General features: G+C 34.2%; 23 protein-coding genes. 5 read left to right on the plus strand and 18 right to left on the minus strand.

Translation table 11 applies throughout. The annotated features are described in order from the left end of the window. Positions 1-4: 4 nt before the first annotated feature. On the minus strand, positions 5-952 hold the full coding sequence (locus MKY29_RS20585; RefSeq protein ID WP_340880673.1) for a cation diffusion facilitator family transporter: 948 nt from the start codon (positions 950-952) through the stop codon (positions 5-7). A 233-nt stretch (positions 953-1,185) separates the two neighbouring features. Between MKY29_RS20585 and MKY29_RS20590 the strand changes: the two genes are divergently transcribed. Further along, on the plus strand, positions 1,186-2,652 hold the full coding sequence (locus MKY29_RS20590; RefSeq protein WP_420877795.1) for a flavin monoamine oxidase family protein: 1,467 nt from the start codon (positions 1,186-1,188) through the stop codon (positions 2,650-2,652). Between the two features lie 516 nt (positions 2,653-3,168). Here the strand turns inward: MKY29_RS20590 and MKY29_RS20595 are convergent. Next, complete coding sequence (locus MKY29_RS20595) at positions 3,169-4,305, minus strand: hypothetical protein (RefSeq protein ID WP_340765961.1); 1,137 nt, start codon at positions 4,303-4,305, stop codon at positions 3,169-3,171. A 292-nt stretch (positions 4,306-4,597) separates the two neighbouring features. Here MKY29_RS20595 and MKY29_RS20600 point away from each other — a divergent pair, with 292 nt between their 5' ends. Continuing rightward, positions 4,598-5,143 carry a TVP38/TMEM64 family protein gene (locus MKY29_RS20600; RefSeq protein ID WP_340765964.1) on the plus strand — a complete coding sequence of 182 codons (546 nt, stop codon included), beginning with the start codon at positions 4,598-4,600 and terminating at the stop codon, positions 5,141-5,143. Between the two features lie 178 nt (positions 5,144-5,321). Continuing rightward, positions 5,322-6,485, plus strand: coding sequence for an FtsW/RodA/SpoVE family cell cycle protein (locus MKY29_RS20605; protein WP_340880674.1), 1,164 nt, complete (start codon positions 5,322-5,324; stop codon positions 6,483-6,485). A 672-nt stretch (positions 6,486-7,157) separates the two neighbouring features. On the opposite strand, the gene MKY29_RS20610 is transcribed toward MKY29_RS20605, so the two are convergent. Both MKY29_RS20610 and MKY29_RS20615 read right to left on the minus strand, forming a co-directional pair. Next, complete coding sequence (locus MKY29_RS20610) at positions 7,158-7,484, minus strand: four-helix bundle copper-binding protein (protein WP_277587601.1); 327 nt, start codon at positions 7,482-7,484, stop codon at positions 7,158-7,160. Between the two features lie 130 nt (positions 7,485-7,614). After that, complete coding sequence (locus tag MKY29_RS20615) at positions 7,615-9,144, minus strand: multicopper oxidase family protein (protein WP_340765968.1); 1,530 nt, start codon at positions 9,142-9,144, stop codon at positions 7,615-7,617. Between the two features lie 230 nt (positions 9,145-9,374). Between MKY29_RS20615 and spoIIP (MKY29_RS20620) the strand changes: the two genes are divergently transcribed. Further along, on the plus strand, positions 9,375-10,247 hold the full coding sequence (gene spoIIP / locus MKY29_RS20620; RefSeq protein ID WP_340880675.1) for a stage II sporulation protein P: 873 nt from the start codon (positions 9,375-9,377) through the stop codon (positions 10,245-10,247). 128 nt (positions 10,248-10,375) lie between these two features. Here spoIIP (MKY29_RS20620) and spoIIP (MKY29_RS20625) read toward each other — a convergent pair whose 3' ends face one another. The 10 genes from spoIIP (MKY29_RS20625) to pdxS form a co-directional block, all read right to left on the minus strand. Then, complete coding sequence (gene spoIIP / locus MKY29_RS20625; protein WP_340765972.1) at positions 10,376-11,431, minus strand: stage II sporulation protein P; 1,056 nt, start codon at positions 11,429-11,431, stop codon at positions 10,376-10,378. 174 nt (positions 11,432-11,605) lie between these two features. Then, the gene (locus tag MKY29_RS20630; RefSeq protein ID WP_320415376.1) at positions 11,606-12,085 is read right to left on the minus strand and encodes a C40 family peptidase; all 480 of its coding nucleotides are present in this window, start codon (positions 12,083-12,085) and stop codon (positions 11,606-11,608) included. 340 nt (positions 12,086-12,425) lie between these two features. After that, positions 12,426-13,010, minus strand: a complete 585-nt coding sequence (locus MKY29_RS20635) for a YdhK family protein (RefSeq protein WP_277586686.1) — start codon at positions 13,008-13,010, stop codon at positions 12,426-12,428. Positions 13,011-13,418: 408 nt separating this feature from the next. After that, positions 13,419-13,793, minus strand: coding sequence for a hypothetical protein (locus MKY29_RS20640; protein ID WP_340765981.1), 375 nt, complete (start codon positions 13,791-13,793; stop codon positions 13,419-13,421). Positions 13,794-14,085: 292 nt separating this feature from the next. Then, on the minus strand, positions 14,086-16,503 hold the full coding sequence (locus MKY29_RS20645; protein WP_340765983.1) for a heavy metal translocating P-type ATPase: 2,418 nt from the start codon (positions 16,501-16,503) through the stop codon (positions 14,086-14,088). Between the two features lie 308 nt (positions 16,504-16,811). Then, positions 16,812-17,024: a copper ion binding protein gene (locus MKY29_RS20650; RefSeq protein ID WP_277586689.1), complete on the minus strand. Its 213-nt coding sequence runs from the start codon at positions 17,022-17,024 to the stop codon at positions 16,812-16,814. Positions 17,025-17,039: 15 nt separating this feature from the next. Then, positions 17,040-17,366, minus strand: a complete 327-nt coding sequence (locus MKY29_RS20655; RefSeq protein WP_340765985.1) for a metal-sensing transcriptional repressor — start codon at positions 17,364-17,366, stop codon at positions 17,040-17,042. Between the two features lie 115 nt (positions 17,367-17,481). Then, on the minus strand, positions 17,482-18,402 hold the full coding sequence (locus MKY29_RS20660) for a plastocyanin/azurin family copper-binding protein (RefSeq protein ID WP_340765987.1): 921 nt from the start codon (positions 18,400-18,402) through the stop codon (positions 17,482-17,484). Positions 18,403-19,008: 606 nt separating this feature from the next. Then, positions 19,009-19,605, minus strand: a complete 597-nt coding sequence (gene pdxT / locus MKY29_RS20665) for a pyridoxal 5'-phosphate synthase glutaminase subunit PdxT (protein WP_340765989.1) — start codon at positions 19,603-19,605, stop codon at positions 19,009-19,011. Between the two features lies 1 nt (position 19,606). Beyond that, entirely contained in the window at positions 19,607-20,491 is an 885-nt protein-coding gene (gene pdxS / locus MKY29_RS20670; RefSeq protein WP_340766100.1) for a pyridoxal 5'-phosphate synthase lyase subunit PdxS, read from the minus strand. A gap of 520 nt (positions 20,492-21,011) precedes the next feature. Here pdxS and MKY29_RS20675 point away from each other — a divergent pair. Next, on the plus strand, positions 21,012-23,075 hold the full coding sequence (locus tag MKY29_RS20675; protein WP_277586693.1) for a copper-translocating P-type ATPase: 2,064 nt from the start codon (positions 21,012-21,014) through the stop codon (positions 23,073-23,075). Between the two features lie 87 nt (positions 23,076-23,162). Here the strand turns inward: MKY29_RS20675 and MKY29_RS20680 are convergent, their stop codons facing one another. The 4 genes from MKY29_RS20680 to MKY29_RS20695 form a co-directional block, all read right to left on the minus strand. Continuing rightward, positions 23,163-23,621: a VanZ family protein gene (locus tag MKY29_RS20680; protein ID WP_340765993.1), complete on the minus strand. Its 459-nt coding sequence runs from the start codon at positions 23,619-23,621 to the stop codon at positions 23,163-23,165. Between the two features lie 209 nt (positions 23,622-23,830). Then, positions 23,831-24,565, minus strand: a complete 735-nt coding sequence (locus tag MKY29_RS20685; RefSeq protein WP_277586695.1) for an urease accessory protein UreH domain-containing protein — start codon at positions 24,563-24,565, stop codon at positions 23,831-23,833. Positions 24,566-24,587: 22 nt separating this feature from the next. Beyond that, positions 24,588-25,511 (minus strand): F510_1955 family glycosylhydrolase, encoded by a 924-nt coding sequence (locus MKY29_RS20690; RefSeq protein ID WP_340765996.1) that lies wholly within the window; start codon positions 25,509-25,511, stop codon positions 24,588-24,590. 15 nt (positions 25,512-25,526) lie between these two features. Further along, complete coding sequence (locus MKY29_RS20695) at positions 25,527-26,204, minus strand: response regulator transcription factor (RefSeq protein WP_277586697.1); 678 nt, start codon at positions 26,202-26,204, stop codon at positions 25,527-25,529. Positions 26,205-26,210 lie beyond the last annotated feature (6 nt).

Raw genomic sequence — 26,210 nt, forward strand, 5'->3', positions numbered from 1 at the left:
TATGTTAATGATTGTGGTGTGCATGTGCATCTGGTGCCTTTGCTTTTACCGTACATAAAATAGAGTTATCGTGTTTATGAGCTGCAGTTTCAAGTTGAATGGTCACATGTTGAATATTTTTATGTTCTAAATTATGTTCGATTTTATGAAGTAGCTTTTCGCTTTCTGCAATAGTCATTTGTTCTTCAACCACCACATGGCAGGAAAGTGCGTTCAAACCACTTGTAATAGACCAAATGTGTAAGTCATGAACACTTAAAATTTCTTTTTCCATTTCTATTGTTTTAACGATTTCGTCTATATTAACATTTTGAGGTGTTCCCTCCATCAAGACGTGGAGTGATGCTTTTGTTACAGAGTAACCACTTCTTAAAACTAACACAGCGACAATAACACTAGCTAATGGATCGGCCCATCCCCAGTCAAAGAATATGATTAACAAGGCTGCAATAATTGCACCAACTGAGCCTAGCATATCACTGATCACGTGAAGAAATGCCCCACGCATATTTAGATTGTCTTGCGTATCACTGCCTCGCATCATTATCCAAGCTACAAGGATGTTTACCCCTAACCCAATACTACTAATAATAAGCATTCCACTTGTGGCAACCACAGGGGGATTCGCGAACCGCTCAATTGCCTCATAAAAGATAAATAGTGCAATCAATATTAGTGTTACACCGTTTAAGACTGCTGCTAATATTTCGAATCGCTTATAGCCATAAGTTTTACTTGCGTTTGCTGCCCTTTCACTAAATGTAAATGCTAGCAGGGCTATCCCAAGTGATACGGCATCGCTTAGCATGTGTCCTGCATCCGAAAGAAGGGCCAAGCTGTTTGTCAAATACCCGCCTATTGCTTCTACAATCATATAGATTGTAATGATGAAAAATGAAATCAGTAATACCTTTTTATTTGCACCGTTTGTATGCTCATGATTATCCGCCATTATAATCCCTCCGTTTAATATATAAAACCAATATATGATGATATGTTCATATATACACATTATATTCTACTTAATTTATTGTCAACACTTAAATCTGATATATTTTGAATGTGTTAAATAATTTCCATATTTATAAGATTATTTTCATAGATATTTATTTGGAAGAATAGACTAAATTGTAACACTTAAAAATTTGAGGGTTATTTTAAGTCTAAGGTGAAAGGTGAAAGAGTATGACACCCATGTTTTCTCATGTAACCCCCGACCAAATGGTTTCAATGATTCACCACGGATTAAGTAAAAAACAAAACTCAAAGAGAATACTTATTGTCGGCGCAGGTATGTCAGGGTTAGTTGCTGCCTCGCTATTAGAGGAAGCCGGACATAGTGTAACCATAATTGAAGCTTCTGAAAGAGTGGGGGGACGAATATACACGAAACGCTTCCCTTTTATTAACGGTCAATATATGGAAGCTGGGGCGATGCGCATTCCATCGACTCACAATTTAACGTTAGCGTACATAAAAAAATTCAATTTACCAATAAATCCATTTATAAACAGTACACCTAACGACTTGATTTACGTGAACGGAATTATAACACGTCAATACTTGTATGAACAAAACCCAGATATACTAGACTACCCTGTCGCACCTAATGAAAAAGGCAAAACAGCTTTGGAGTTGATACAATCAGTCATTCAACCTGTGATTGATTTTATCAATATAGATCCAACGGAAAATTGGAAATGGGTCATAAAGGAATATGATAAATATTCAATGGATGCATTTCTAAGATATAACCCTAATGGCGTGACTTTATCGCCTGGTGCCATCGAAATGATTAAGGTACTTCTTTCTATCGAGGGCTTAGCAGAGCTTGCATTTCTAGATATATTACGTGAGTTTATAATTCTTTTAAACCCAATTACTCGGTATTATGAAATTACCGGAGGCAACGATCAACTCCCAAATTCATTTCTGCCACAATTAGAGGGAAATATCATTTTTAATCAACAGATGACCAAAATTATTCAGCACCAAAACCAAGTTACTATATATTCGGAGCATACAGAATCGAAACAATCGTTCGAAACAACATGCGATATAGCCATATTGACCATTCCATTCTCGATTCTGCAATTTGTTGAAGTTATCCCCCATAATTCATTCTCGCATAATAAGTGGAAAGCTATTCGTGAACTCCATTATTCCACTTCCACAAAAATAGGTCTTCAGTTTAAAAGTAAATTTTGGGAGAAACAAGGAATCCAAGGTGGGCAAACCGCAACTGATTTGCCCATTCGATTTAGTTATTATCCTAGCCATGATATCGATAAAAACGAGACTGGAGTAATTTTAGCTAGCTATACTTGGGAAGATGATTCACTCCCATGGGAAAGTTTGAGTGAAGAGAAACGAATTCAGCAGGCCTTACAGAACTTGGCTACCATCCATGGTCGACAAGTTTATGATGAATTTATTACGGGAGCATCCTATAGTTGGGGGCAAAATCCATTTTCAGGTGGAGCATTCACTATGTTCAAGCCAGAACAGGAAACAGAACTTTTTCCATACCTTTCCACACCAGAGGGTCGTGTTCACTTTGCAGGTGCACACACTACACTCCCACACGGTTGGATACAGGGTGCAATTGAATCTGGGATACGTGTAGCTTTCGAAGTCAATAATTTATCTTGAGAGAATCACTTAATTTGTGTCATTGCGAAACCTCGTTTGTTTACTAATAAGGGATATAGATAATTGAGTAAGGCAGGAAAACAAAAGCGCTCCTCCTGTTTCATTGATGCAGTTATTTACGCAATAAAAAAACCCTAGGGATAACTCTCCCTGGGGTTAAATTATATTATTAAAGTTTGTCGTCTTTCTGTTATATACTTCATAATTACGCCAAATCTTTTTATTTTTAATCTCATTTCCAACTTTAATTGTTCTCTTGTCCAGTTACATTATAGTTGGTAACTCCAAAATTCAATAACAGCAATGAAATACGGATGTTTCAAAAAACTTTAATTTACATTATAGTTGGTAACCCATCCAATTGTACTTTTAAGGTATTTACATTATAGTTAGTAACCCAATGTTTACATTAATGTTATTGATTTTTGTTATTACAAATTACTTTGAACGGCTTTCAAAATGAGAAACCTAACAAGAGTACACCTTTATGACTGAATCTCCATTTAATTTTATTGATTAGTCATGATATTTAGGAAAACTATTTTGAGTAGTTTGTGATGCTTCCTCTAAAATCTTTTTTACCCGCAGTATATAATCTAGCGGGGGAAGTTTATCTTCAGTCATAAAAGTATTGATGAATCTCTGAAATAAGAAATTATGTGGAATATGGGAAACATTTTCTTTTGTTTTACTATCAAATGTAGAATGAGCTATAACAGGATGGTAAAATGCTTTGTTTTTAAAAGGTATATTAGAAAATGGGTTATGAAAGACAATTAATCCATCTAATAAATGCTCCACATAATTTTCTTTGAATGTTACTTCATTAATAGGTTGAGTACCAAAATCGTTATATCTAGAATGGCTGACTAAAGTAATTCTTGGATCATCACACATTACCCTCACTTTACCAAACGTTGCTGTATTACTAAAAATAACAGCGCTAATATGAGCAAACTTGGGAGTTGTAAAATATCCTAAAGGTACTTTAGCTCCATTTTTTTTATCTATTTCCTCCATGTATATAACATCCAGTATATCTCTATTTTCATCATCCCAGTCTACTGCTATATATCGATCAAAACCATATAAAACTCTATGTATAGCTTGCATACGTTGCTCATTTGTATAAGGCGAGTCAAAAGGAGTAATTGCTATAATGAACGGTTTTCCTTTAACATGTTCCAACTGACCATACGATTCTTTATATTTGTGAGACTTGCTCATAAAAGCATTAGCAATTCTAATGGTGGCGTTATCAACAATCTTCTCCACTGGCCATTCTTTAAAGATATCTTTAGAAAAATCTTTTTTCCATTCTGGGGTCTCATCCTGTGCGTGACTAGCAATAGTTGCCTCTACATTAAAACCATCTTCACCTTCAATAACAAAATCTGGACGATTATAGGACATATTTACATTTAATTTAAGTTCCTTGCTCACTGCAAAAAGGTATAGCTCCCAAAACGATGAGTTAAAAGTTGTTTGAAACTCTTTAACAAATTTATGGTCACGATCTTCAAATCCTTCTGCCCAATCTTTTATAAATTCTCTAGCATAAGATAATTTTTCATTATAAATACTAAGGAAATTTGGATGTAATTTATCTTCAGGATATTGAGGAACAAATAATAAATCACTAACTTTTTCCATTTATAACCCACCTTTAATAAAAGAAGCTTAGATGTTACTACTTATATTACTACTTATTATACTATTTCTAATCCAAGTATGAGTACTAACATTCTTTTTAACATTCTTTTTTATGCTATTAACACTTAAATAGCGTTGGTTTTCTACACAATGGTATTAAAAAATTTAATCTCCACAACTTTTCCTTATTTCTTCTATATTATATATTAGTACACAAGGAAGGAGCATCCTCCTCATTGGAGCGACCATATGAGTAAATACTAATAACATTATCATAGGTGGTTTATAGTTTGTGAATGAATCGATAACACTCATTTCTTTAATGAGCACAACAATCAAATTTATCTTATTACTTTTCTTGAACTTGGGAATTGGTGCAATTGGCTTTATACCAAGTATCTTTGTTACTGCTATCAATATAAACTCCTTGGGTTTAGCGCTTGGTGTCATTCTTACATTTACTGGAGAAATTTTTGGTGCAATTATTGGTTTTCACATGTATCGGTGGGGCTTCTCTAAAATTAATCCTGGATGGCTAAGTCATACAATTATTAAAACTATAAAAAATAGTTCTCCCATGCATGTGTTCACACTAATTATTCTATTTCGAATTCTACCATTTGTTCCATCAGGGATAGTTACCGCAGGTGCTTCTTTAACAACTATTCCCGGATGGATTTTTATGACTGCAAGTTCAATCGGGAAAGTACCTGCAGTTGTCATTGAAGTAGCAATAGTCTTTGGGGTTCTTCAAAAAATTTCAATGAATTATTTATACGCGGTTATGATCTTGTTCTCGGTTGTATTTACAACTTTTTGGATTAAAAAGAAATGGTAAACCACTGGTCATAGTTAATGGCAAAATAAGATATTTACTGATATTTACTACACAACTAGTTTTCCACTTTAGGTTTTTATAGTTAGTCTCTATTAACAAGATGGCTCTACCCCATGGTGAATATTAATAAAATAGCTATTATTACTATTTATATTAGATTTAATAAAGAGGTAAATAAATGAAAGAAAATAAATTCAATAATCTAGATATAATAATTTACTTGGTAATTATTTTGTTTATGATTGTAAGCTGTACCTTCATATATAGCGCACAAAAATACTTGCCGTATGATGATAATTTTGCGTTAAAACAAGCAATATGGTTCCTATTCGGTATGATCATTTCAGCAATTGTATATTTTTTTGATTTTGAACAAATAAAAAAATTATCCCTATATTTATATATATTTGGTAACTTAATTCTGGCTTTGCTTATTATATCTCCAGAAACAATAGCACCTAATATTAAAGGAATAAAAGCTTGGTTTTTAATTCCGGGATTTGGTTCTATTCAACCTTCAGAATTCATGAAAATCTTTTTAATTCTTTACTTAGCAAGAGTAATATCTAATCATAACGTGAAATATCCAATAAGATTTTTAAAGTTAGACTTTTTTCTGTTATTTAAAATTGTTGGTATAACTCTAATTCCGTTAATCCTAGTAGCTGTTCAGCCCGATTTAGGGACTGGTATGGTTATGGTTTCTATTATGGTAGGTATGATACTCATATCAGGTATTAATATGAGAATAATATTATCTGTTTTTATAACTGTAATTATATCTTTAGGATTATTTGCATTGGCGTTTTTATACAGACCGAACTTATTATTGTATGTAATGGACCGGTATCAAATAGATAGGATAAATTCTTGGTTGGATCCATTTGCGGATACTTTGGGAACAAGCTATCAATTAAGTCTATCTATAACTTCAATAGGTTCAGGTATGTTAACTGGGAAGGGATACGGTAATGGCGTTGTTGCAGTACCTGAGGCACATTCTGACTTTATTTTTACAACCATTTCGGAGGAGTTTGGTTTTATTGGTTCTGCAGGAATAATTTTTATGTATTACATTATAATATACAGAATTTTCAGGATAGCGTATAAAAATAAAGGTGAGTATGAAACTCTAATTGCTGCTGGAGTTATTTCTATGATCTTATTTCATGTTTTTGAAAATATTGGAATGGTGATAGGGCTCGTTCCTATTACTGGGATTCCCCTTCCATTGTTTAGTTATGGAGGAAGTTCTGTTCTGGCTACTATCTTTGCACTAAGTATAGTCATAAACATATCACTTAACACGAAAGACTACATGTTCGGCGGTGATGATGATTAATATACCAAAAAATAGAATAATATTACTTGGCTTTCTATGTAATCTCCTCATCCTAATAATAGGAATTCTAGCAGCTATTTATTTCTATTATTTTTAACTGCAATTCTTTTTGCGATATTTTAAATTTAAAACGCTAATATAAGGAGAACAATTAACTCTCAAAAGCTAGCTATTCTCATGATAGAATAATTGAAAAACATTTGGTTAAAACAAAGTGGTATTTTATTAGTCTTTCCATACTATCATTTACCCAATAGACAACCCGAAATTTTTTCTAATTCAAGAGACTTTTATATAGGAGTGTTCGATTGTTAGAATGGATAGCAATCCTAACAATGCAGTGGTCAATTGTTAAGTGTTTTGGGAACTCTTATTATTATTTAGATATAAACTATCAAGTATGCCTGTAGCAAGAAAATTCTACCAAGCATTTTATCCTAGCCATTTACTGCTAGTTTGAATATTATCTTATTTATTATGAGGTGCAATTCATTGCAGGAAAAATCTGCTGAGTCTCTTCATTTAATTAAAGATAATTTATTATGCAACCTACATTGAAAAGGTGGACGGTTTCCTTTTCTCTTCACAAATAATTTAAGGCTACCGCTAAAGCCATGTGGTTTGACTTTTTGCAGTAGCCTTATTATATTTTAGTATTCTTCGTAAATTTTCTTACGCACTCATTTGACGACATGCTTCAGCACATTTGCGGCATGACTCAGCACAGCTTTGGCAATGGTCATGTTCGTGTTTAGCACACTCTTCTCCACAGCGTTCACAAATTTCTGCACAAAGTTGGCATATTTCTTTCACAAAAGGACTGTTCGAAGTCATCGCTTGTATCGCAAAGGCACAAGCATCTGCACAAGCGCGATCTAATCGTATACAATCGACCATCATCTTAACATCGCCTTCTCTTAAACAAGCATCAAAACATGTGTTACAAGCCTTTAGACATTCCATACAAGCTTTAAGACATTCTTCATATTTCTGATTCATGAAATACCTCCTAGATATTAATATTGCAATCAGTATTAATGTTCCCATAAGGTGTTAGTTCAAACAGAGAAATGAGAACTCCTTAGAAAATCCTTATTTTTGTAACTCGTATGTAATTCTAATATAAATTTTAATCTATTTTTACTTGTCCCATCATTCCATTCTCTTCATGCTCAAGAACATGACAATGGAACATATATATACCTTTGTTATTAAATTTAACAGCTAATTTCACTGTTTCTCCTGCATCAATTGCTACAGTATCTTTCCAGCCTTGTTCGTTTACTGGCTGTTCGTTTCCATCAATTGAAATAATTTTAAACTGTGTCCCATGAATGTGGAATGGATGTGTCATTCCGCCCATTGCATCAGGTTTATTATAAATTTCCCATACTTCAGTAACCCCTTGTTTTTGAGTAAAGTCAATTCGGTCTATATCAAATTGCTTATCATTAATGGTCACCATTGCACCCATTCCAAAAAGTTCTAGTTTCTTCGTAACAGGTAAATTTCTTTCTTCATCTGTAACAGCAAAATTATTTAAAGTTTTTGGTAAATCTCTTGAATTTGTTTTCTGTTCATCAATTTTAAATGGTAAAAGGTTTGTATCTTCCTCATTAATTAACGCTATATCACTTGAGGCTTTATACTTTGAAAAATCAATGATAATCTCTGCACGTTCACCGGGTGTTAACGTTATTTCACTCATTGTTGTTGGTTCATTTAAGAAACCACCATCTGTAGCGATTTGTTGGAATGAATCTCCTGTATTTAGTTTAAAAGAATAATTTCGAGCATTTGAACCATTTAATATACGTAATCTAACTTTTTCTTTACCTACCGTAAGTTTAGGATTCAATGTTCCATTTATTAATAAAGTATCTCCTATTGTTCCATCATCGTTAATTACTGCTTGGTAATCAAATTGCTTATCCTCGTTAAATTGTCTGTCTTGGAATACTAATGGAAAATCATTTGTCCCATATTCTTTTGGTAAATCTAGATTTTTCGAATTTTCATCCTCCACATAAATTAAACCAGCTAATCCTTTATATACTTGCTCAGCTGTAGCACCTTCAGGATGTGGATGGAACCATAGAGTGGAAGCCTCCTGATTTACAGTGAATTTTACATCTTCTGATTCACCTGGTTGTAGTATTTGATGAGGACCACCATCACCTTCGCCTGAAATATCTACACCATGCCAGTGAAATGTCGTTGGTTCTGATAAATCATTGTTAGTTCTAAATGTTACTGTTTCATCTTTTGATACCTGAATAATTGGCCCTAAAAAGGAACCATTATATCCATATGTTTCGGTTTGAACATCTTCGTAAAATTCGGTTGTTCCTTGCTGTGCTGTAATATCTATTACCCCATCCTTTGATTCAATTAATGGTGGAAGTATTAGTTCATTTTCTCCAGTTGAATTATTTAATGCCAAAGGGTTTGTATGGCTATCATGACCGTTTTCCATAGAAGCCATATCTTCATCGCTCGCATCTGAATGATCCATTCCTTCCATATTCGACATTTCTTCTGCAGTCATATTAGCATGATCCATACTTGCATTTTTGGCAGAAGAATCACTTGCACTACAACCTCCAATTATAATAATGCTTACCGACAATACGGAAGTAATCCACATTTTGTATTTCATCTTCATTCTCTCCAATTTATATTATTTAATATATTGGCAGTGTATCAAATAAATATGGAAAATTTATGGAGGTATATGCTTATACTAAATGGATGAACCAATTGACAATATTATTCGTAACATTTCGTGCACTTTTCTTTAAAATTAATAGTATTAAATTTTCTTATCTTACAAAATATATAGTTCTAATTCCTAAACTTCCAACATATTGTTGTTTGAGGTGTATTAATATGAGAAACCAAACAAGAATAATTATCGGACTATTCTTAATAATTTTTATATCACCAATTATTATAGCTACTCTTAGTAACCCTCAACAAATAGGAATTATGGAAATGGCTGATGAGAAGCCTGACGAGAAAGCAGACGAGAAAGCAGACGAGAAAGCAGTCGTCGTATACGCTGCAACTCAAAATCAAAATCTTGATAATATCAAAATCATTGAGCCTAGGAAAGCATTATTGCTATTTACACACTCCCACGAATCCTTTATACCAATAGTAAAAAATGAGACCGGTCAAGCAGAGGTATACCATTCAACCTCAAACATAACCGCTTTTGAAGATATTATTAGAAATCATTTTAGTCTAAATTCTATTGAAACTGAGTTTCTCGGAATTGACACCATGAGTGAGCTAAAGAAAACAAATCGTACTTTTCCAGAAGCCTATAACGTTGTCCGTCCTTATTTAACAGATAATGTTCAGAACAATAAATATGACATAATTATTGATTTACACAGAGATTCTACAACTAGGAAAAATTCAACACTAACTTACAACAATGAAACATTTGGAAAAATATATTTTGTGGTAGGGGAAGAGCATCCAAATTACTTAATAAACAAATCCTATGCCCAACATCTTTCCTCACACTTAAATGAATTGGTTCCTGGAATATCTAAAGGCGTTATCGGTAAAAAAGGAGACCATGTGGACGGCATTTATAATCAAGATCTTGCTAACAATATGGTGTTAATAGAACTTGGTGGAATCGATAATACACAGGAAGAAATTAATCGTTCGATTTCAGTTCTAGCAAAAGCTGTTTCAGAACTATTACAAGATGAATCTAACAATCTAGTATCACATGCAGGACTTTAAAATTACAAAATGAAATGCACCTTGAAGCTTATGACTTAAGGTGCATTTAACTTTAAGATATAAAGTAATTTGAAATATAATAAGAAAACGAAAACGAACAAGTAATGCCATGGATCCAAAAGACTGATTTACCTTTCTTCATGGAAATAATATTCACTTAAAACATCAGCAAAAACCTCTGTAGTTCGATGAAGCTCTTCTACTGTATTATCTACACCTCCAATTTCCACAATAATAGAGTTTGGAGAAATATCTTGATTATAAATTCCATTGCCTTGTTTACTACTTTTTGGCATTATGCCTTTGGACAGTCCGGGGTATTGATTGTCTAAAATTGTTTGTAGCCCTTCCGCAAACGTAAGATTCTTTTCATAACCTTCATGGCCCGTACCTACAACAAATAATAATTTGGCATAGTTTACTCCATTCATTACAGTAGTAGTAGAATCACTACGCAAAGAATCGCGATGCAAATCTAGAAAGATCTCTAAATCTTTATTACCTTTTAACGCAGCACGTACTTGCTCTCCTGACACATTATAAGAACTATTATAGTTTAAACCTCTTGTAGCTAGTTCTTGAACGATATCGGTTGAATTGACTGTTGTTCCTACTCCCCTTCTTTCCAGTGCCCTTCCAAGCAGTTCTCCTACTAGTGTAATATTTGCTTTCGAGTGATACGCTTCTTCAGGTTTATCTGTTTCTTCTAAATATGGCAAAAAAGATTCCCTGCTATGAGTATGGTAAATATACAGGACTTCCTTTCCGAAAGTTGAATGAGATGATGAAATTTCTTTGGGAGATTTCATATTTTTAAAAAGAGCATCAATATTCTTTATAGTAAGTTCTCTTTCGTTAAAGAAACCGTCCATAGTAGGCGCAAATTCATCCCTATCCTCTAGATTCAAGTTTGATTTCCCTCCTGTATCTAGATTATTTGTTTTAGTAGGCATCCCATCTAATTCTTCGGATAAACGATCTTTTAATTCAACATGGAAAAAAGGATAGATTTTATCGTCAAATATATTTTCTTCCTCTTCTTTAGGAACATAAAAAATTGTCACCCAGAAAGAAAAAAGTAAGAGAATAAATAGCAAAACTACAAAGTATAACAAAATCCTTAGTAAAGTATCTTTCTTTTTCTTTGTTGTGTTCTTTTCTTTATTTAGGGAGTTTGAAGACATTCTGTCCCTCCTAGAATTTCTCTTTTTCAATATGATTTAGTTAAAAACATACCATAAAAAAGAATAACAAATAATTGTGGATAATATATGGACAAGTAAGATTTTCTTGCCTCCAAAAACAAAAAAGTACAATCATCTATACAGTGGATGATTGTACTTAAAAATCTCTAAAACTTAGTTGTTAGTATTTTTCCCTTTTTCCATAGCTACAGTTACATTAGATATCCGTTTCGCTCCGGCATATTTAGGACCCCAATAAGGATCTGTTTTTAAGTTAGCTTTTAAAATACCCTTACTTTTTGCAGATATGAATTCCCCGTTACCCAAATAAATTCCAGTGTGAGAAATACCTTTTTTATATGTATTAGCAAAAAACACTAAGTCTCCAGGTTGTAATTTATCTTTTTCAACTGTTTTTCCCACTTTAAACTGCTCGGCAGATGTTCTTGGTAAACTAATGTTGAATTTATTATAAACATATCTAATATATCCAGAACAATCAAATCCCTTAGGAGTTGTTCCACCAAATTTATATGGAGTACCGTATAACTTTGAAGCAAATGCTCCGATTTCAGTTGATGTTGCAGCATTGACTTTATCTGCTGAAAATACTTGTGCAGAAAAAATTAAAGATACCACAATTAATACTTGCATAATTATACTTCTCATTTTACACCCCAGTAAATGTTATATTTATAATTGTAACTTTATCACAAATGATGCAATATATTCGTTACGATTTGATTACAAAATCATTACAAATACCTAGTTTAACTTTCTAATTCTAGGATATTTCGGACTATAGTTTTAATTTATAGGATAAATAATAAAAAGTAAGAGTCTGTGTAAGTTAATAGCATGCTACTATTTTCAGTAGATTCAAATAGTATTTATTAGTTACTGCATTTCTTTATAAACGGATTACGCTCTACAAAAAGAAAAAAACCTATCCATATAATGGATAGGTTTTTTGAATGAATCTAAAAATAAAAAGTTATTTTGTTGGTGACAATTCACTTTCAGTTACCCACTTATGATTAGTCACTTTGTCTCCGGAAGTAGAAGTATAATTAACCATATACACTGTTGTTTCTTCAGCCGAATCAATTTCAGCGGTTGCTCCTTCCATCCCCTCCATATGTTCAGCTGTTAGGACTACTTCTGTACCAGGTTCTAATGGTGCCGATTGTGGTTCTCCTAATTCTTCATGAATGACCCATTTATGATTCTCTACTCGTTCCCCACCAGTTGTAGGAGTATACGAAACAGTATAAACAGTTGTATCATAAGCACCGACAATCGTTGCTTCGGCACCTTTCATACCTTCCATATGATCTGTTTCAATAATAGCTTGACTACCTACTTCAAAAGTTGGATTTTCAGCTACTTTTAAGTTTTCAGGAACTTCACCTGATCCAGACATATCCATATTAGAATGTTCCATACCCTTACTTTCTTCCGTATTCATTTCTTTGTGCTCTTGTGTGTCCATCTCCGTTTCCTTTTCATCACCAGCACAAGCAGACAATGTAATTGCGATAGCGAACGAACCAAGACCCATAAATAATTTTTTTTTCATTGTTATCCTCCTCTAAACTCTAATAAATTTACAACAAGATACAGCTGTTGTTTTAAACAATCTTACACTGAAATTATGAAAAAATTGTGCAGACCAGTTACTGAAGATTCTAATACCTGAATTTTATCACTATGTAATTTGTCTTTATACTTTATTATTTCCCTATTTGTTTGAAAAAAAACTAGGACTTTAATTTAATCTTATTTCCCTACACTTGTTATATCTATGTAGCAAATAAGATAACTGTCCTTAACAATAAGCATCCAATCAATTCTTCCATACAAATAATTTTTTCATAAAAAAAGAGCAATGATTCTTGTGAAATCAACGCTCTTTTTGTATTAAATAATATCTATAATATTGGTTACTGTTAGATATTCACTTAAGGGTATTAAAGTCTAGAAAAAATTATATAAAAAACCACCTGATAGAGGCCCAGGATATCAATAGAAAAACGCTTGAAATAGCGAAGAAATACCAGATAAACTGTCTACTTTCTCGATTTTGCAGTTTTTTATAATCTTTATAAGAGATTTCCCCCATAGCGTACCTTAACCCATTTTCATTTGGTTCTACACTAATTTGTAATCCTTCATTGTTTTCTAAATTTACCATTGTTATTAATGATATTTCTTCTCCGATATTTTGCATTTGAAAATCTTGTATTCCAACATTTTTTTCACTAATAAAATCCAGACTTACTGGTTTGTATATAGTGTTTTTAATTATCTTATCACTTATGATAAGAGCTTGTTGTTCGATTACATTAGTTGAAAAGCACATAGTTTTCACCTCATAACTATTATATTCAAATTATGTTCCAAAGGTCTCTATTACGTAAAATAAAGGTGATTATTGTTTCAAAATTCTTTATTGTATGGAAAAACTTTAACTTTATTCGGAAGACTTTTAAATACCTTATAACAAACATATTAATAGTGCAACGTGAGGGATTATTCATTAATTAAAAATATGGAAGATTTAACTTAATATAAGTAGCTCCTTAGTGAAGTTTAATTCACACCACCTCAGATAAATAAAAATTAACCCACCGAAGTGGGTCAGATTAAAAGTTTTACTTTTCTAGTTTTACTCTTTGAAGTCGTAATGCATTTAGTACAACAGATACAGAACTAAATGCCATAGCTGCCCCTGCTACCCAAGGTGCAAGTAATCCGACTGCGGCAATCGGTATGCCTAACGTGTTATATGCGAATGCCCAAAAAAGATTTTGCTTAATATTTCTCATCGTCTTGTGGCTCATAATAATTGCATCCGCTATGCTGTTTAAGTCTCCTCTTATCAATGTTATATCTGCAGCTTCCATCGCAACGTCTGTTCCTGTTCCAATGGCCATCCCGATATCGGCGACTGCAAGAGCTGGAGCATCATTAATTCCATCTCCAACCATCGCTACTTTTTTTCCAGCTGCCTGAAGTTTTTTAACCTCTTCGGCTTTTCCTTCAGGAAGTACCTCAGCGATAACATGATCTATTCCAACCTCTTTACCAATCGCTTTAGCTGTACGTTGGTTATCACCAGTCATCATGATCACTTCAATATTCATATCACGTAAACGCTTGATGGCTTTCTTAGACGTTTCCTTGATTGTATCCGCAACCGCAATAAGCCCTGCATATTGACCGTCTATACTTGCCAGCATGGCTGTTTTTCCATTTGCCTCTAATTCTTCCATTATCGTTAGTATGGTAGAAATATCCACGTGATATTGGTTCATTAACTTTCGAGTTCCTACAAGAACATCTCTTTGATTAACTGTTGTTTTTACTCCATATCCAGGGATTGCTTCAAAATCTTGAACTGTATCGAGTAATATCCCTCTATTTTGAATTCCTTTCACAATCGCTTCTGCAAGTGGATGTTCGGATTGTTTCTCTGCTGTACCAACCAAAGAAAGAAACTCCTCTTCATTTACACCATCTGCAACAATTACATCGGTTAACTCTGGTTTACCATTCGTAACTGTTCCAGTTTTATCAACAACTACTGTATCAATATGATGCGTGGTTTCGAGGTGTTCTCCACCTTTAAACAGAATACCAAACTCAGCTGCCCGACCTGAACCTGCCATAATGGAGGTTGGTGTTGCAAGACCAAGGGCACATGGACAAGCAATAACAAGAACGGCAATCAGAGCTTCGAGTGCAGGAGTAACTTCTCCTGGGTTTACCCATATAATCCATACCAAAAAAGTAATAATGGCAATACCTATTACAATTGGAACGAATACGCCAGATATTTTATCTGCAAGCCTTTGAATTGGGGCTTTGGAGCCTTGAGCATCTTCCACTACTTTAATTATTTGAGAAAGAGCTGTGTCTCTTCCGATTTTCGTTGCTTTCATTCTAATAAAACCATTTTTATTAATTGTTGAACCAAATAAAGAATCACCAATCGTCTTATCGACTGGAATACTTTCACCAGTTAACATTGACTCGTCGACAGCAGAGTTTCCCTCCATTACCTCTCCATCAACCGGTATTTTTTCTCCTGGTTTTACTAAAATAATATCTCCGGTTACAACTTCTTCAAGAGGTATTTCTATTTCCTTTTCATCTCTTAGAACCAAGGCTGTTTTAGCTTGAAGTCCCATAAGCTTTTTAATAGCCTCAGACGAACGCCCCTTTGCTTTTGCTTCGAAAAGTTTACCTAATATAATTAGGGTAATCAGCACTGAGCTCGTTTCAAAGTACAATTGGGCGTTATGGTGCTCACCAATTGTAATGAAAGCCTGATAAACACTATAAAAGTAAGCTGCGGATGTACCCATAACAACTAGGACATCCATATTGGCACTCCCATTTCGCAATGCTTTATAAGCACTTACATAAAACTGTTTCCCAATGATAAATTGAACTGGTGTTGCCAAAGCCATTTGTACCCAGGGATTCATAAGAAACTCGGGCATGTAAATAAACGATGTAAAAGAAAAGTGACCAACCATAGACCACAATAAAGGAAGGGACAGGATTGCCGAGATAATAAATTTTTTCTTTTGCTTTTTAATAGCTTGCTCTCGGTAATCTATTGCTTCTTTTTCATCTTCTTTATTAATTGCCCCATATCCTAATTTCTCAACTCGCGCAATAATATCCGAAACATTAATCTGAGAAGGGTTATATTCAATAGTTGCATTTTCAAGCGCTAGATTAACGTTGGCAAATGAAACTCCCTCTAACTTGTTAAGACCTTTTTCAATTCTCGTAGCGCAGGCAGCACAGGTCATTCCTGTTATTGCAAACTCTTTATTTTCCTTTGCAATGCCATACCCTAGATCTTGAATTTTCTTTTCAAAATCTTGATTAGTCAATTTTTCAGGATCGTATTTAATCATAGACTTTTCAAGAGCCAAGTTTACGTTGGCTTGTTCTACGCCATCCATTTTTTTTAGGCCTTTTTCAATTCTTGTAGCACAGGCTGCACAGGTCATTCCTGTAATTTGTAGACTAGTTTCTTTTAATTCACTACTCATTTTGTTTACACCTCTCCTTTAAATACTACCAGGGGGTATAAGTGGAAGTAAGAAAGAGAGTGCCAAATAGCACTCTTACTCTATTATTTCACGTCATAACCTTGGTCATCAATTATTGCCTTAATTTTATCTATACTTACCTTTTCTGAATCAAAAGCTAAATCCACATGACATTCCACTCACATTCAATGTTACGTTTTCCATATTTTTCACTTCTCCTTTTCTATTATTATTAAAATCCTATACCATATGGGGGTATAAAATATGAAAAAAATGCTGTGATTTAAACACCACTCTACTTATTATATTTAGGCAACTACTGTATATCCTTTACCTTCGATGGTATCCGTAATTTGTTTAATATCTGTTTGCGAATCATTAAATTCTATATTTACTTTTCCTGTTTCTAATTGTACATTAACTTTCTCCACACCACTAAGTGCGCTAACGCTATTTTCAACAGATTTTACGCACCCACCACAAGTCATTCCTTGAACTTGTATAGTCACTTGATTTGTCATTTAAATCTCCTCCTCTTATTTTCTCATTAATTTTTGAATTGTTACTAATAATTCATCTAAAACCTCATCGTCACCTTCAGCTAATCTATCCACTACACAGCCTTTTAAATGTCCTTGTAAAAGTACTTTAGCTACACTATTTAGAGCGGACTGAGTTGCAGAAAGCTGTGTGATTATATCGTCACAATAGACGTCTTTGTCTACCATTCCTTTTATTCCTCGAATCTGACCTTCAATACGGTTTAATCGATTTGTTAAATCTTTTTTCACATGTTCAGGATGATGACTTTTTCTACAAGACACCTTAGATAATAACGTACCTTCTTCTATTACACTGTCCAAATAAGCAACCTCCTATCCTTATTTTTATAATACAGTACCCGCAGGGGGTATGTAAAGAGATATGTTTAATGATTTATTTAGATTTACTAAATTTTTATTTATCACTCTAAAATGCCTATTTCACTACAACCTGACCGACCATTCCAGATTCCTTATGTCCTGGGATAGTGCAAATATATTCGTAAATTCCTGTGCTAACAGGGATGAAATATAAGTTTTCTGTACTTTTAGGTTCGGCATGAAGATGTATAAGATTTTCTTTAGTCTCGTGATTATGTTTTAGGTCGTTATCGTTAAGAGTTGGGATTTTTATTTCAATATCATGCTCAATTTTGTCCAAATTTTCTAGAACAAGAGTGACTGGCTGATTTTTCTCTATAAATACCTCTGTTATTGAGTATTTCATATTTTTAGCTTGTATCGTAATAACTTGTGAATTTTTATTTGTATTATTCGCCTCATTATTTGTATGGTTCTGATGTTCTGATATAGAATCCTTAGATTTGGAACTTATTTGCTTTTCCGCTAAGGAAACACCTCCAATAAAATAAAAAATAATACTAATTGCCAGGATGACCGGCTTTAATAGCCATCTTTTATTTTGTATCTTTTGATTTTTCTTGTCTGGTAATAAGAAAAATAGAAAGATTGTGGTAATAGATAACAATAGAAATATTCTTATTAAAGCAATTGATTGTTCCTCGTTTATCATTTCTCCTAACATCGCACCCATCATACCACCCATCAAACCAGACATTACCCCTTCTAAAACAGATAATACCCCAAAATATCCGCCACATATTGAACCGGCTAACATTCCGATACCCATCGATAGAATTGTGGAGAGGAATAAGTCCCCTTGAAATGTTACTCCTAAGAGAATACCAGCAGTCAACCCAATATTCATACCAAAAAACATAGAAGTTATCATCCCTTGCATGGGATTAAATATACTTTTCGATATCCTCGCTAATATAAAAACTATTAAAGCTAACCCCACAAGCGACGCTAATATAAATATTTGATAATATCCCATCTTTCCACCCTTTTTATTAAACTGTAAGAATTGTTTCCGTATTCTATATATACTTTATACCCCTTTATGGTATGCGTTTTTTTAGAAAAAATTTAAAACACCACATTTTTTTATGACTATACTGTTCAGTGTACTTGTGAAGAGTGTCAGTATTCCCTTCAAAAGTTACCAAACTGCTACGCGTTAAAAAATAGATACAGTAAACGCTTTGGCACGTTTTCGTGCACAAAGCCTTTTACTATTTAGATTGGAGGTACACAGATGGAACCTTTAAGTAATTTATTAATTGAAGATAAACAAATAAAAAAGTTAGTAAAAGAGTTAGAGAATGATAGAGACCAATAGTTAATAACTAATAGGGTTGAAAAACGACAAAAAAGCCCCCGTCCATGAAAAAGGGACGAGAGCATACCCGCGTTGCCACCCTGATTAATTCAGTCATAGACGGAATCCACTTACTTTACTGTAACGCTTCTCAACTCCACGACTTACTAATAATTCGCCGCACAAGTGTTAATATCAACTTTCACCATGCGCTGATGCTCTAATGAACGTGATTGTTACAGCTTCCGAACATCATTTTTGATTCATGAAATTACTCGTACATTATTTTACGTGAACCTCATTTGCAAGACTTTCCTTCACCATTTCTATAAAGTATGTCATTATACGATGATCATCTGTTAATTCGGGATGAAAGGAGCATCCTAACAAATGACCTTGTTTTACCATCACGATTCTATCTCCATGTGTAGCAAGTATTTCAACGTTTTCCTCTACACTTACGATTTGAGGTGCTCGAATAAATACTGCCGGAAAGTCAGTTGCAACACCTTCAATATTTAAATCTATTTCAAAGCTATCAACCTGTCGACCGTAAGAATTACGTTCAACAATAGCATCAAGTTCACCTACATGTGAATAATCATACCCAACTAATTCTTTAGCAAGTAGGATCAAGCCTGCACATGTTCCAAACATCGGTTTACCATCTAATGCAAATTGTCTCAGTGGTTCAAGCATTTCAAATCGATCAATAAGCTTTCTCATAGCTGTACTTTCTCCTCCAGGGAGTATTAAACCTTCCACTAACGCTAAGTCCTCCACACTTTTTACCGTGATAGCCTTTGCCTCGCATGCTTCAATAGAATGAATATGCTCTCTAATAGCACCTTGCAGTGCTAAAACACCTATTTTAACCATATTACCACCCTCTATCTTGCATACGATCTCCAGCAGACAAACGAGAAATTTCAATTCCTTTCATTGGTATTCCCAAATCTTTAGAAATCTCTACAAGTAATTTATAATCTTGGAAATGTGTTGTTGCTTCTACAATAGCTTTCGCATATTTCTCTGGGTTTTCTGATTTGAAAATACCGGACCCAACAAATACGCCATCAGCCCCAAGTTCCATCATTAGAGCTGCATCTGCAGGTGTTGCTACTCCACCTGCCGCAAAGTTCACAACCGGTAATTTACCAGCATGCTTAATTTGTAATAAAACATCATACGGTGCACCTAAAATTTTAGCTTCCGTCATTAGTTCATCTTCGCTCATATGTACAATTTTACGAACCTGTGCATTTACCTTACGTAAATGACGCACTGCTTCTACAATGTTCCCTGTTCCAGGTTCTCCTTTGGTACGCAACATCGAAGCTCCTTCTCCAATTCGACGTGCTGCCTCCCCAAGATCCTTACATCCACAAACAAACGGTACTGTAAATTCACTTTTACGTAGATGATATTCCTCATCTGCTGGAGTCAGCACTTCTGATTCATCAATATAGTCAACGCCCATTGCTTCTAAAATACGCGCTTCTGTAATATGTCCAATTCGTGCTTTAGCCATTACTGGAATCGTTACTGCTCCCATTACCTCTTCCATAATGCGTGGATCTGCCATACGAGCTACTCCACCTGCTGCACGAATATCCGATGGTACTCGTTCTAATGCCATAACTGCAACTGCACCTGCCGCCTCAGCAATTCTTGCTTGCTCAGCATTAATAACGTCCATAATAACGCCACCCTTTTGCATTTCAGCCATTCCTCTTTTTACTCGATCTGTTCCTGTTAAATTAATTGTCATATTTATTTTCCCTCCATTATCTTTATAAGCTTAGTATAATAAAATTTGACCCTGCGAAAAGCGTCAGAATTAAAATAATTGAAGTGGTCAGATTAGAGGGAAGGATGGATTTTTAATGTTCTAGCTGGTATAAGAATCAAAAACTCCACTGTATGAACAATTATATCGTGCTATAAAAGAAGCAAATATAAACGGAAATTGAAGAAGATATTAAGCTTCCCTCTAAAAGTAAACTAGCTAATTATTTAACTAACTGTTTAACCCACCCTGTATTGACAGCTGAAACCGTCTTTTATCATCTCCCTATGTGAGGAAATAGATTATTCGGCATTAGTCCCCTGAGCCGGGATCAAACACTCCATAATAGAGAACTTTAAAAAGCTCATGTTGTTTGGCTGACATCCTCATTGAGTGATGTCAAAATTGTTTTGCTATTATAATATTGCATAATTAATGCATATTTATTGTATATACTAATTGCAAAACTATATAACGAGGCAGGTGGAACTTGAAGATGACTAATCACTCACATCATGAACACAATTCCAATAACCAAAAAGGACAAGGAGAACATGATAGTCATGGTGCTGATCAGACCCATGGCATTAAACAAACTCTTAATGGACATCATAATCACCATTCCCATATGGTGGAGGATTTTAAAAAACGTTTTTATATTTCATTAATTATTACGATTCCAATTTTAATACTGTCCCCAATGATTCAAATGTTCCTTGGGGTTGATTGGCGCTTTGAAGGTGATATGTATATACTGTTTGCGCTCTCTACTTTCATATTCTTTTATGGTGGTTGGCCATTTCTTGTGGGAGCAAAAGACGAACTAAAAAAACGTAACCCTGGGATGATGACACTAATTTCCTTGGCTATTAGCGTGGCGTATGTATATAGTACAGCTTCTGTATTTGGTTTTGCTGAAAATGATTTCTTCTGGGAATTGGCTACTCTTGTTGACATAATGTTACTTGGTCATTGGATTGAAATGAAATCTGTTATGGGTGCTTCGAAAGCTTTGGAGGAACTTGCTAAATTAATGCCTTCGGAAGCTCATCTTGTCGACGATGAAGGTAGAGTAACAGAAGTAGAAGTGGCTAGTTTAAAACAAGGAAATCGAGTTTTGGTCAAACCTGGCGAAAAAATACCTATAGACGGTAAAATAGTCGATGGAAAATCTACGATTGATGAATCCATGCTAACAGGTGAATCTGTCCCTATTGAAAAAGAAGCTAACCAAGAGGCTATTGGAGGATCAATTAATGGTGAAGGTGCACTTATTATTTCTGTAATGAAAACGGGAAATGAAACCTATCTTTCCCAAATTATTAGTTTAGTTAAAGAAGCACAGGAATCTAAGTCCCGCGCTCAAGACCTTGCAAATAGGGCTGCAAAGTGGTTATTTTACGGTGCCCTTGTAGCAGGCCTTGCAACATACTTCATTTGGATTTCTCTTGGTTATCCAGTTTCCTTTGCCATGGAAAGAATGGTTACGGTATTAATCATAGCTTGTCCTCATGCTTTAGGGCTTGCAGCACCTTTAGTGGTTGCAGTATCCACTTCGATTGCAGCCAAAAATGGCCTTCTGATTCGAAATCGTGCAGCCTTTGAAGGAGCTCGCAATATCGAAGCAGTCGTTTTTGATAAGACAGGAACTTTAACAAAAGGTGAATTTGGTGTAACAAATATAAGTACTTCAAAGGATTATAGTGAGAAAGATGTTATTTCATATGCAGCGTCGGTAGAAGTTCAGTCCCAACATCCACTAGCAAAAGGTATTATAAAAAAAGCAACGGAAATGGGTATTACACCTTTAAAATTAGGGAACTTTCAATCATTAACTGGAAAAGGCCTCCGAGGAACAGTGAACGGAAAACAAATCCTAGTGGTTAGTCCGGGATATATCAAAGAATTGAATTTAAATTATGACAAAGAACAATTTGACACGTGGTCTTCAGAGGGTAAGACAGTTGTTTTCACTTTGGTGGATAATAAGTACGCAGGTATGATCGCACTTTCAGATATCGTTCGCGAAACAGCAATTGAAGCCATTAATCAACTTAAAGAAATGAAAATTAAATCTATTATGCTAACAGGTGATAATGCTAAGGTTGCTCAATATGTCGGACAACAGTTAGGTATGAAAGAAATCTTTCCAGAGGTTCTTCCTCATCAAAAATCCGAAAAGATTGAACATATACAAAGGACAGACGGCCTTCTTACTGCAATGACGGGAGATGGTGTCAATGATGCGCCAGCTCTTGCAAAAGCTGATTTAGGAATTGCTGTAGGTGCAGGAACTGATGTTGCAATAGAAACTGCTGATGTCGTCCTTGTAAAAAGTAATCCGCTAGATGTAGTTAATATTATCAAGCTTTCAAGAGCTACTTACCGAAAAATGACACAAAACTTATGGTGGGCTGCAGGATATAATATTGTAGCAATTCCATTAGCAGCAGGATTCTTTTATAAATATGGAATTGTACTAAGTCCTGCATTTGGGGCGATCTTAATGTCTCTAAGTACAGTAATAGTTGCTATCAATGCGCGACTACTAAAGCTGTAGATGTGTTTTTCATAATAATTTATTTAAGCTCTAAGGAGAAGTAAATTCTTCTTGGAGTTTTTGCAAATTTAGTGAATAGGAAATAGTTTAATACTTCTTAACAAATCTATCGTTCCAAATTGCAAATCCTATTACAGCACCTAGCATGTTGAGAATCAAATCATCAATATCGAAACTTCCTCTTCTTGAAACCACTTGTGTTACCTCAATAAATAATAATAAAACAGTCATTGTAATTACATATATACGTATATTATTAATTCTTTTAATAATGAGCGGTAAAAAAATGCCCATAGGTAAAAACAAAATTAAATTACCACCAAGGTTTTTTAAAGGGATCTTAATATTCAAAGTTCCATGGGCTATAGAATGAATATATAGATTTATAGTTCTAAATGGTATAAAATTTGAAGACCAATTTATGTATTCCCCAAAAGATACCTCTGACAATCTATAACCTCTTGAATCAAAGAATAATATAAAAACTAATGCAAATAAATATAATATTAAACTAATACAAACTAAAGTATTTTTAGCAGTGTTCATTTCTTTCCTCCTGATAAACTTTCCTCATCAACACGAACTACTTCATATAACATGTATTTTAAATAAAAAATACATGGAGAGACCCATTAGACAGGCTCTTCCATGCAGTACTTTTAGACTAACTATTTAAGTATTATATAATCTAACTGCTTTTTACTACTAACAGGGAATAATTTTGTCTTCTTAATATTTGACAGCTCATTTGTAAATTATATCCCCCAATAAGTGATGGTATCAAAAAGTCCTATAACTACTAAAACGCCCCCCGCTATGCGTTGTATCAATCTTCCCATTTTCATGCTACGTTTCATAATTATTTTCTTAGCATCAAATAACCATATTAAAACAAATAAAAGGATTAGTGGAATCGACGTTGCAATTCCAAAGACAGCAGGTAATAAAAAACCATAGGAAGTTGATACAACAGTTGGCATAAGCCAGACAAAAAAGAGAACAAACATAGTTGGACAAAATGCGAGTGAAAAGCTTGCTCCCAACATAAAGGATCCCGGCTTTCCTTCCTTTAATGCCATAGGGATATACATTGTTAAACGATTAAGAAATCTAAGCTTAAAAATTCCTAAAAGTACAAGTCCAGTAATTACTAGTAGTGGACCAATTACTTTACGAAATAAAGGGAAATACTCTGTCATTTTAGTTTCAAATGATTGACCAAATATCCAAGCCAGCAACCCAATCAGACTAAATACTATAATCTTTCCTGCTATAAAGGATAGTATTTCTCCCCAATTATTTTTCATTTGAACAGTGCGATTTCCGTAAAATGTAATTGCACTCATATTTCCTGTCAGTTGGCATGGTGCCACAGCTCCAATCAAGCCGAGAAGGAGCGCAACTACAATTGGGGAATGTTCATAGGAGCGTAAGAAAACAGTAACTGGTTCACTAATTGTTTGACTAAATCTCGACATCAAACTATACATCCGTGAAACACCCTCCATCTTCTTATTCTGCTAACTCACCGTTAGAAGCAATCTGGTCCCAAGTTAGTCCTTCATCTTTTGTTATATAAATATTATTACTATTTGTAACTAATACAATCTCTTGTTGATTTTCAGGATTTACTGAGATAAAAGTGATTGGATCCATCTTCAATTCTTTTGGAAGTTGTACATTAATTTCTTCGTTACTCTCAAACAAGAAGGACTTAAGGTAGACGGTATTATTCTCAAAATTAGTATATAAACCTCCCGTTTCAGTCAATGTTACATAAGTGATCATTTTTGTATCATTCATTAACTTAAAGTTTTGGCCATAATCATTCGAAATAAATAATCCATCCTTACTACCGATTGTAATCAATTCTTTACGAGTGGGATGAGCCGACAAATTAGAAATATAATCGGAATTAAACCCATTCATAGCAGCTTTAGTCCATGAATCTCCTTCATTTAGAGAATAATGTAGACCTGCGTCCATTTCTTCAACTGGCATTTCATTTAACACGTAAATCGTACTTGAATCATAACCAGCTGCAAGGTAATGAAAATCAATCTCTCCGTAAAACGCTAATTGTTCGAAACTTGCTCCTTCATCTATGCTTTTAATAAGACCAAGAGGATTTTTATATTCAGAACCTTCTTCTGGATGACCACTTGAAAAGAATCCTTCTCTTACAGCTTGAAAGCCCATATAGTCATGTTTTTGACTATTTGCTTCTTTCCAACCATCCTTGGCATATTTATATAACCCAAGATGAGTTGCAATGACGACATCGCTTTCTCCATTTATATAACCTAAACCGTGTATATGATCAATTTTATTATTATTTACTCCCTCGAATGAGAAAACATCATTTTCATTTGAGTTACATGCAGATAGGACTAATATTAATACTAATAAACTGAATATAATTTTATATTTCTTCATTTCGACTTTTCTCCTTTAGCTCCATTTATATCCTATTCCCCATACAGTTTTAAGAAATTCATCAATAGGAAAGCCAGCATTTTTCAATTTCTCTCTTAAATTTCGAATATGTGAGTCCACTGTTCTCGTATCTGTATATGTGTCATACTCCCACGCAGCATGCAAAAGTTCTTCTCGTGTAAAAGTCTTTTTAGGGCGAGAAATTAATGCTTCCACGATATAAAACTCCTTCAATGTTAATGGTGAGATTAGACTATGATATTGCAAGGAATAAGTTTCTTTATCTAACTTAAAGTCTTCGTATGAAATCTTTTCTTCCTCTGTTTTGTGTTCAGAGAACCGTCGTAAAACGGCATTTACTCTAGCTACCAACTCTTTTTCATCGAAAGGTTTGGTAATATAATCGTCCGCCCCTGTGTTTAATCCTTTTACTAAATCCATCTTATCGGATCTAGCTGTAAGCATAATAATAGGTACATTTGAAAATTCACGTATCTTTCTACATACTTCCCATCCATCTACATCTGGCATCATAACGTCTAACAGGACAAGATTAACTTTCTCGTTTCTTAGTAACTCAATTGATTCCAGGCCATTTGTTTCTTTAATACATCTGAATCCAAGCGGTAGGAGAAACAATTCAATTAGATCTAACATCCTTTGCTCATCATCAACCAATAAAATTGTCCGCATATATTC

Source organism: Psychrobacillus sp. FSL K6-2365, assembly GCF_038003165.1.
GTDB classification, from domain to species: domain Bacteria; phylum Bacillota; class Bacilli; order Bacillales_A; family Planococcaceae; genus Psychrobacillus; species Psychrobacillus psychrodurans.